We start from the raw sequence: 9,984 nt of genomic DNA, 5'->3' as shown, positions 1-9,984 counted from the left end.
CGAGCATCTCCTGATTGGCACGACTATTATTTTACATACAACAGTTTTTTGACCACCCGGAAATCCCCGCTCTCCATGGTGTAGTGATACAGCCCGGTGGGCAGCGGCTGTCCCTGATCGTCCCGGGCGTCCCAGGTTACGACGTGGCGACCCTGGGCAAAAAAGCCATCCGCCAGGCTGCGCACACGCTGTCCGACCGTGTTGAAGACCGCAATCCGCACCAAACCTGCGTTCGGCAGCTGGAAATGGATCTGCGTTTGCGGGTTGAAGGGATTGGGGTAGTTCTGCTCCAGTGCATATTCGGTGACCGGCGCATCGGCCGCATCGACTCCGGTCAACAGATGCATCACCCAGCGATGCGTCACCGTACCTTCGCCGTCGGATACCCGGACCTCCACCTTGCCAGTTCTGCTGCTGGCGGGATAGATCCGGAAGGTCGAGTCGGTGCCGGCGACGACGCCATCGAGCAGCCATAGGAAGCGCAGGCTGTCGCCGTCGGCATCGGTGGCGCGCACGAAAAAGTCCAGGATATGATAGCCGTTGACAAACAGCTCCGAATCAGCGGGCGCCCACTGCACGACCTGCGGCAGGCGATTGGGGATAACCATGGCTTCCGCACGAAAGACCTTCTGGTCGCTGATCCCCTGCACAGCTGCTGCGATTTCATACATACCGGGTTCTGTGCCAAGCTGGAAACGCACTCCGGCCAAACCGCCGGCACCGGTCACTGCCGCAGCGCCATCGGGGAAGGAGCCCTGGCCGGTCACACTGGTAAAATGCACGGTGATTCCTTGCAGCGGCGCCATGAATTGGTCCAGAACCCGCACCATCAGCAGGCTGCTCAACACCGTTCCGGCAAAGGCCTGCTGGCCATCGCCGCCGGCGATTTGCAGGGTCGTCGCCACCGGAGTCACGACCACGGGCTGGACGGTGCAGGTGAAGGGAACCTGCGCGCTTGTATTATCCACCAGCTTTGCGGTTACGTTCTGCTGCAGCGGCCAAGCCGCGGGCAGGAAGTGAACTTTTGCATAACCCCGGGCGTCGCTGTACACCGGCTGGAGTTCGCTGAAAGTGCCCCCCGGCGACTGGGCCGAGAAGGTGACCGCCGCACCCTGGACGAGATTGCCCCAGGTGTCCTTCACCTGGACGACCAGGGGTTGTGACAGCGGCGTCCCCTCCGGGGCGGTCTGCCCGCTGCCGCTGATGTAGGCGATTTGCTGTGGTTTGGAGAAAAAGAGCCTCTGTTTCGCCGCAACCCCGTATAGTTTCAACTCGGTTTTGTCGAGCAGGCGCACACGGACATCGACGCTGTCGCGCTGTCCCAGACCGAAATGCTGCACCGGGTCGTTCTGGCAGAGATAGCCGTAGGCGTTGATCACCTGGCGGTAGCCAACCAGATGAGCTTGATCGCCGAGATAGCCGCGGTCATAGACCCAGATCTTGGTGCCGAAGCCACCCATGTCCCCCTTGGGACCGCGCCCGGTGATCTTGAGCCAGCGGTTGGAAGTGATGGTCGTGTTGATGAAAAGATGATTACCCACGGTATCGGGAAAGGTAGGGGGCAGTGAAGCATCCTTAAAGGCATCTGCATAGTAGAGGTCGAGATCGCCATCCTCATCGATGTCACCGACGGCCGAACCGCGCGGATCAAAGGATTTGACCTTGAGGCCGGTATTATCGACTGAGGTAAAGGTACCATTTCCGTTATTGAGGTAGAACCGGGTATAGTCGCGGGTTTGCGGAGCCACGATATCCAGGTCGCCGTCGTTGTCAGCATCGAGAAAGAGGAGCGAGAAGCCGTACTGCGTCAGTTTGAGGCTGGCGGTGATATCGGTGAAACGGCCGCTGCCATCGTTTTGATACACCCGCACGTAGGTGGACGACTTGCTGTCCTTGGGGACGACAAAGGCATCATAATCGCCGTCGTTGTCATAATCGGCGAAGGTGGCGCCATTGCAGTCGTTTGCGGGATTGGTGTTGAGGCCCGCGCCGCCGGCATTCTCAGTGAAATGGCCGGTGCCGTCGCCGAAAAAGAGCTGATTATAGACCTCGCGGCCGGTCGGCCCGCCGACCTTCTGCTTGCTGTCCGGATCGATGGCGACATAGTTACGGTGAGCGACAAAGATATCCATATTGCCATCTTCATTGGCATCGATGACCGTGCAGCCCTGGGTGCCCATGTAAGCGGGATTGTCCGGCGTGGCGCCGCTATTGGTCACCCGTTTGAACGTACCATTGCCCTGGTTGAGATAGAACTCATTGGGCTGCACCGGAGTGATGATTGCCGCGCCTTCCGTACTGCCGCTTGCCGGCCAGCGTTTCTCCGCCGGGCCCCAGTTGGCGCCGTAGAGATCCATCCAGCCGTCGTTGTTGGCGTCGAAGGCGGCAACACCGCGGGTGCCATAGCCATAGCTGTTGACGGAATCGAAATTGGCCATGAAGACACGGATAAGAGGCAAACCGGCTGCCATGGTGGCATTTTCAAAATAACCCGGCCCCCCGCTGTAACTGCTGCCAAGGTTACGGTAGAGGCGGTTCTGGTCGTCGGTGGTGGCATTGTAGAGATCGTAATCGCCATCGTTATCATAGTCGAAAAAGATGATACCGTGCGAGCCGGTCCAGCCGTATTGATCCGAGATATGACGTGCGCCATCGCTCTCGGTATAGCCGCCCTCCGGATTGCTCGCATAAAAAGTCTCAGCCAGACCGTCCCCGTTCTTCACCAGATTCGCATAGCGGACCGCATTGCTGATATAAATATCCGGGCGGCCGTCCGCATTGACATCCGCCATGGCCACGCCGTGGCCGTAGCAACTGTAGAAGGGGCCAGTAAGTTTTCCGTCAATTCTGTCGTCATTGCCCTGCACACCATAGGATGCTGTTGCGTTTTTAAACCGGATCGTCTGGCCCATTACCGGGCCGATGCCCAGGACGGCCATAAAAAAAACCGCCAGAAACCGTTGCTGCCTGATCAGTGAGATGTTGAACATGGGAAGCCTCTGCAGATAATAAGTTTTGCTAATAGGAGAATATATAAAAAACGGGGCCGATTGCGGAAAAGAATTCGTGATGCAGGTGTTTGATATCGTAAATTTCGGCTTACTTTCGTTAAATTTTCCTTTCAGCTGATGGAGGCCCCCATTATGGCATCGGCGCCGGCTCCATTCGTGAGCCGGCGCCGATGCGATCTTACTTGGCAAAGAGGAGCTTTTTGGTGAAGACCTGATCCCCGGCACGGAGGCGATAGTAATAGAGTCCGGTCGGCACCGGCATACCGCTGTCGTCCCGGGCATCCCAAACCACATTGTGAACGCCCGCGTTCTGCTGACCCTGAACGAGCCGGCGCACCTGCTGCCCCTGGAGGTTATAGACGACCAGATCAACCTCGGCTGCCGCCGGCAACTCAAAGCCGATCGTAGTCGCTGGATTGAAGGGATTGGGATAATTCTGTGCCAGGTCCACGCGTACCGGTAAAGCCAGCTCGACGGCAACGGGGCCGTGAAGGGTTATCCGGCCGCTCCGTTCGACATCCTGGAGTTTGTACCAGTACTTCTTTCCTGCAACCGCGGTTGCGTCGGTGTAACTATAGCGCCCGTTCTCCACGGCGGGAATGAGCGTCGTGTTGAGCGTCGCATACTCGCCGTCGCTGCGCTCGCTGCGGAGCACATTGAACCCGAGGTTGCTGTTCTCCGCGCTGGTCTGCCAGCTTAAAAGGACCATCGACTGCTGCACCGCAGCGGTGAAGGCGCTCAGTTCCACCGCGCTCGAGAGGTGCACCCGCCAACGCAGTTCCTGCGTTGCCTTGCCATCCGAAACCCGGACAAGAACGACAGCGTTTTCTCCAAAGGAGGCATCCGGCAAGAGAATGAGGTTCGAAACAAAGCCGGCAAGCTGATCATTGACCATCCACGTGTAAGTCAGTTCATCGTTGTCCGCATCGCTAGCAAAGACCTTGAATTCCAAAAAGGTACCATAGAGGCTGGAGATGGTGGTGTCTCCCGGGTCGAAGGCATAGATCACCGGCGCAGCGTTGGTGGTGGTGACCGTGATCTGGATCCGGGCGGTATCGGCCGCCTGGAAGCCGTCGCGGGCGATGAAGGTCACGGTGTAGGGACTCGCCGCGGCCTGGCTCCGGGTCGGCGTCCATGAGAAGAGACGCGAGGCGGTGGAATCGAATTTGGCGCCGGCGGGTAGATTGCGGACACCGTAGGTGATGGGATCGCCGTCTGCATCATAGGCCGAAATCGAAAAGGCGAGCGGTGTACCCGCCAGAACGGCCGGCGCAGTGGGGACGCTCAATTCCGGCGCGGCGTTGACCACCTGACTGCTGAAGAGCAGGGCCGCGCCCGTCTTGCTCACCGGTGAGAGCTTGACGCTCTGGTTGCCCTTGAGTCCCAGCTTCCAGGTCAAGCTGGCTTTCCCCTGGGCATCGCTTTGCAGGGTCGCCGCACTGACCAGCGTGCCGCCACCGCTGACGATCTCCCACTTCAAGCTCTCTCCGGCCAGGGGCTGGCCGTAGGCATCACTCACCACGCCCTGAATCGTCATCTCCTCGTAGGGCCGGCCTGTGCTCTGGGCCTCCTTGCTCTTGCTCAGATAAACCGTCGGTTTGTCCTGGACGATGAACTGAAATTCCTGTTTCAGTCCGGAAACATGATAGGCCATGACCGTGCACTCGCCGGTGATACTGCCGGGTTTGAAGAGCACCGCAGCATAGCCGCGCTTGTCCGTGGTGACCGGATTGGCGCTGAGAAAGGTGCCCTCCCCCTTGGTCTTGGAGAAGATGACCTGGAGTCCCTCGGCCGGGGCGGCATTGGCGTCGCTCATCGCCACGACAAAAGAGTCGGCCAGGGCCTGATTAATCAGGCCGATCTGACGGTTGCCGCGGATGATGGACATACTGTTGGGATCGGGCGGCCTGGCGATGGCCCAGAAATCGATCTCGGTACTGCCGAGCGGCGGCACCACCACCGCGACATACTGCTCGCCGATGGCGCTGCCGAGGGTCCAGTTGACCTGGGCTTGTCCCTCCGCATCGGTAGTGACCGGCTGGATCTGCGAAATCGCTCCGCCTCCGGACTTAACGCGGAAGGTCACCTGAACACCGGGTACGGGATTGTTGTTGGCATCATAAAGATAGAGGCCGATCGGCTGGGGCAGGGCGACGCCACGCAGGGCGGTCTGGCCCGAACCAAAGGGCACGGCGCTGGCCGGGGCGCCCGGTGTGAAGAGGATGCGCACCGTATCCCGCGGCACGATCTGATTGTCGGTCATGCTCCAGACCTTGAGGAGGCCGGCGCGGGTGGAGGTGATGCGCCCCTGGGTCTGGCCGTTGCCGTCGGTCGCCAGAATCGGCTGGGTGACCTGCACATCGAGGCCGGCGGTATAGAGCGAGACGAACTTGCCCTGAACGGGATTGCCCTGGTCATCCTTGAGGGTAATCATGACGGTCGCTGCCGCGCTGCCGTTGGCCGTAACCGGTGAGGTTGCGGTGAGCTGCGAGCGGTAGCCATCGGGGCTGCCGATGGCAGCCGTGATCTCAAAATCGATTGGCGAATTGGCCAGAGCCGCCTGACCGTCATCCGCCGTCGCCCGCACCTTGATCAGTCCGGGGGTTCCTCCGAGTTTCAGAGCCATCCGGGCGATACCGTTGATATCGCTCAGCGCCGCTAGGCTGTTCGATTCACCGTTGAGCATCGCACTGCCGCTGATAACCTCAAAATTGACGGGCTGGTTCGCGACAGGCTGATCGGCACCGTTTACCGTGCGAATGCAAAGGGAATCGGCGAGGAATCGGCCGACGGTGCCGCTGAGGCCGTTGCCCTGGACATAAACCAGTTTGGTGGCCGTCGTCCTCCGCCCGGAGGCAAAAAACTGCACCGGGGAATTGCGCAACGGCGTGGAATTGTACTCGGAACGGGCCTCAAAACTATAGATCGCATCGCCGAAGTTGGAGCCGATGGTGGCCACAGCGCTGGCAAGGCCGGCATCATTGGTCTTCCGGGTCACCATCGCGGCGCCGCCGAAATGGGTCCCCGGTGTGATCGCCTGAAAAACCACCGTCTGATTGACCACCGGCACGCCATGGGCGTCGGTTACCATCACCTTGAAAGGCTCCGGCAGGGGCTGATTGACGGCACCGGTCTGATAGTTGCCGCTGATATAAACCAATGAGTCGGGATTACCGGCACTGGTCGTGGCATAAAAGACCAGCGGCGAGGGATAGGTCGGGATTTCCCTGCCAAGATACTGCGCCGAGACCGTAACCTGATTGATGAAATCGCTGATTCCCAGAGTCAGTACCACCATCGCCTGGCCTGCGGCATTGGTCTGAATCGTCGCCAGGGAGAGACCGTTGACCAAGCCGCCGCCGCGGCTGACCAGAAACTGCACCGTCTGGTTGGCGATGGGATTGCTGAAGGAATCGCTTAGGGCGACGACCAGCGGCTGGGCCAGGGGAGCGCCGAAGGTGCCCTTCTGATTATCGCCCGAGACCTTGTAGAGCAGTGCGGGACTGCCCGCCTCGGCGATCGCCGTGAAGGTTACCGGCGAGCCGGTGAGTCCGGTACCGCTTGCGGTGACGCTATTGGTGCCGGCCGCCGTGCCGAGTTTGTAATAGATCGAAGCGTAACCGCTCTTGTCCGTGGCGACGCGCGCTGAGGTTGCGCCGTTCAGGGAGCCACCGCCGCTGGTCACGGCAAAATCCACCGCATAGCCGCCGACGGGATTGGCATAGGTATCGGTCACGCGCACTACAAAGGGGCTGCTGAGCAGGCGGCCGGCCTTGCCCGTCTTGTTGTTGCCCGAGGTTTCGAGCAGCCGGGCGGCGGGGCCTGCAACCGCGGAAAGCTTGAACGTAATGCTGCCCGCAGCGCCGGTCGCGGTCGCCCTGAAAACATTGTTGGTATCCCCCGCCACCGTGCCGAGAGTCGGCTTGATGGAGGCGAGGCCGTCGGGCGAAGTCAAAACATCCAGGGCCGTACCGCCGCTAATTTTACCACCGCCCTCGACCACCGCAAAGCGGACGGTCGCACCCGAGATGGCGTTGCCCTGATAGTCGTGCAGGCGGACCGTCAACGCGTTGTCCGGAGTTGCGCCGACACGGGCGCTCTGCCGATCGCCGGAATCATAGGTGAGGCGGCGCAGGGGCTCGGCTGCGGTAGCCGAGAAAAGGGCAGGGTTTGCAGCATTGAACGCCCCATAGACCTGCAGGGTCTGGACGCCAAGCGTCGCTCCCAGCCGCCAGTTCATCTGGGCGGTCCCATCCGGCCCGGTCACCGCCGTCGCGGGGGAACTCCCGGTGGCGCCGAATCCACCACCGCCCGTGGCCACATTGAAGGTCACCGTATAGCCACTGATGATATTGCCGAAAGCATCCATCACCTTGACGGCCACCGGGCTAGTCAGCACCTCCCCCATATAACCGGTCTGGCCGTCCCCCCCGGCGATCTTGTCCATTCTGGCCGCTGCGCCGGCATTGGCGGAAGCGACGATCTCGATCGGGGCCGCTGGCGTACCCGGGGCCGAAAGATTGACGATCTGGACGCCGGCCTTGTTGAGCGAGGTGATCCGCACCTTGTTGTTGCTGCTGCCGGCGGTCTGGCCCAGCTTGAACGCCACGCGCGCCAGCCCGTTCAGGTCGGTGGTGACGGCAACGGTACTGCTGCCGTTGACCGTGCCGCCGCCCTCGGTGACGCTGAAGGTGACGGTCTGGCCCGCTAGAGGACGGGCAGGGGTATCTCCCACGGCGTAAACACGCACCGTGAGCGAATCATTCAGCTGGGTTCCGACCACGCCGGTCTGGTTGTTGCCCTTGACCAGGATGAAGGACTGAGCGTCCCCGCTGGTGGGATCAATCTCGACGATCGAATTGGCGGTGACTGTGCGGGTATAGACCTGACCGCCCGGAAGGGTGACGCGCAACACGCCGCCGCTATTGCTGCCCATACCGAAGTGGAGGATACGGCTGGGCTGGCTCTGATAACCCTGGATGGAACTGATTTCGCGGTAACCGATGCGAGTGCCGCTGGTGCCATTCTGATCGAAAAGATCCACCTGGGCGCCGAGATAGCCGGGAACCTTTTTCTTGTCCAGAACGCGGACGAGGAGCCAGTTGTTGCCCGAGGTCGAGACATTCTTGAAGAGAAAGTTGCGGCCGTAGGGGCGGCTGTTGGAACCGGTCGTGCCCTTGGCAACCCCGTACAGATCCAGCAAGCCGTCGCTGTTGTAATCCGCCATCGCCCCGCCGCGGCCGTCCTGGAAAATCGCTTCGAGGCCGGATCCGGTGTATTCGGTGAAGCTCAGGCTGCCTGGGTTCGAAGTGTTGCGGTAGAGGCGGGAGCCGTAATCGGCTATCTCCGAGCTGTACTTGTTGCGCTTGATGAGATACAAATCCTGCAAGCCGTCGTTGTCGACGTCGCCGACAATGGCGCCGTAGCAGTCGATATAAATCGTCCCCGACTTGGTGAAGGAGCTACCGCCGGTATTGCGATAGTACAGGACCTGCGGTTTACCGTCCCCCTGGTTGCTGGCAACGGAGAGCACCAGATCGAGATAGCCATCGTTGTCCAGATCGGCCAAGGTCGGGGCGTTGGGATCGGTGAGTATAGCCAGACTGTAGCTGCTCGCCTGATCGGTAAAGCCTCCGGCCTTGTTGTTGATGAGCAGGACCGCACTGGCATTTCGGCGTGGATAAAAGACATCGACAAAGCCGTCCTTGTTCACATCCCCGGCGACGGCGCGTGCGCCGCTTCCGAACGGCAGGCTGCTCAGCTCAGTCCGGGTGAATCCGGTGTTGTTCTGATTGATATAGAGCTCGCTGGCGGTACCGCTGTTGACTACAAAGAGATCAACGTCCCCATCATTCTCCAGGTCAAAAGCCAATGCATTGACCGATCCGGTACCGCTGCCGATATTCCATGCGGCTGACTGGTCGCTGAAGGTACTGCCCTGATTGAGCAGCAGCCGGCTGCTGCCGCCATAGTTGGTGACGAAGGCGTCCAGCTTGCCATCCCCATTAAAATCAGCTGTGACTGTGGAGAAGGAGGGGCCGTTGTCGCTCAGGCTGTAGGCCGAGGCTGATTCCATGAACTTGGCACTGTCAGCCACCGCGGCGTAATAGCGGTTGGCCAGATTGTAATAATTGACATAAATATCTTCTTTGCCATCCATATTAAGATCGGCCCAGGTCATACTCTGGGCATTGAGGGTGGAGTCGGCCACCGCAGCGGCCGACCGGCTTACGTCGTTAAAGGCGATGCTCTTCTCGGGCACTTTGAGGACCAGATTGCTGTAGGTGACCCCCGTCATCGAGGAATACTCGTTGCTTCGCCCCAGAAAAACGAAGAGGAAGGCTTCCCCCTGCATAATCCAGCTGGTCGAAGCCTCGGTAACCTTGCTGCCACCCGCCCAGATCTGGAACCAGGCGGTCCCGGGTTTCCAGATGAATTTCAGGGTATAGGTTGTTGACGCGTTGAAGGCATAGCCGGGCACATCGGCGGTCATGTGGTTCGCCTGGGTCGGATCATACTGCGATTTGGCGAAGAGCTTGAAAGCCAGGCTGGAGCCGGAAACCTTGGAGGCATCGGTTTTGAGAAAAAGATAGGAGCCTTCGGAGGGATAGCTGGTACCGTCGGTCTGATAAAATTTGCCGCGGCCACGCGACCAGACCGAGAAGGGGATCCAATCTTTGGTCACCGTCGCTGCCGACAAGCCTTTGACTTGCACCTCGAGGCTGCCTTCGAAGGGCATGTAATCTCCCAGCCAGAGCTTGAGTTGGCCTGTGGTACTATTCGGCTTCCAGCCGCCGGATGTGAAGGTGCCCGAGGAATTCCATGACTGCGTGCCTCCGGCTGGTGCGGCCGTCAGATCGTAGCGGAAGAGCTCCCGGGTATGGGATGGTTGGCCGAAGGCCCAACTCCACAACCCCGCCATCACGGCAAAGACAAAAGCTGCTTTTTGCTTCAACATAACCTCACCCATTGA

Annotated in this window: 2 protein-coding genes; both read right to left on the bottom strand. The window is 60.1% G+C overall.

Annotated features, from left to right (window positions below):
- Positions 1–26: 26 nt before the first annotated feature.
- Entirely contained in the window at positions 27–2,990 is a 2,964-nt protein-coding gene (locus PLH32_04075) for an FG-GAP-like repeat-containing protein (protein ID HQJ63769.1), read from the bottom strand.
- Between the two features lie 199 nt (positions 2,991–3,189).
- On the bottom strand, positions 3,190–9,969 hold the full coding sequence (locus tag PLH32_04070; protein HQJ63768.1) for an Ig-like domain-containing protein: 6,780 nt from the start codon (positions 9,967–9,969) through the stop codon (positions 3,190–3,192).
- Positions 9,970–9,984 lie beyond the last annotated feature (15 nt).

This window comes from bacterium (genome assembly GCA_035419245.1).
Classification (GTDB): domain Bacteria; phylum Zhuqueibacterota; class Zhuqueibacteria; order Residuimicrobiales; family Residuimicrobiaceae; genus JAKPUX01.
Note: the sequence above shows the minus strand (reverse complement) of the source record. Positions and strands in the feature narration are given on the sequence as shown.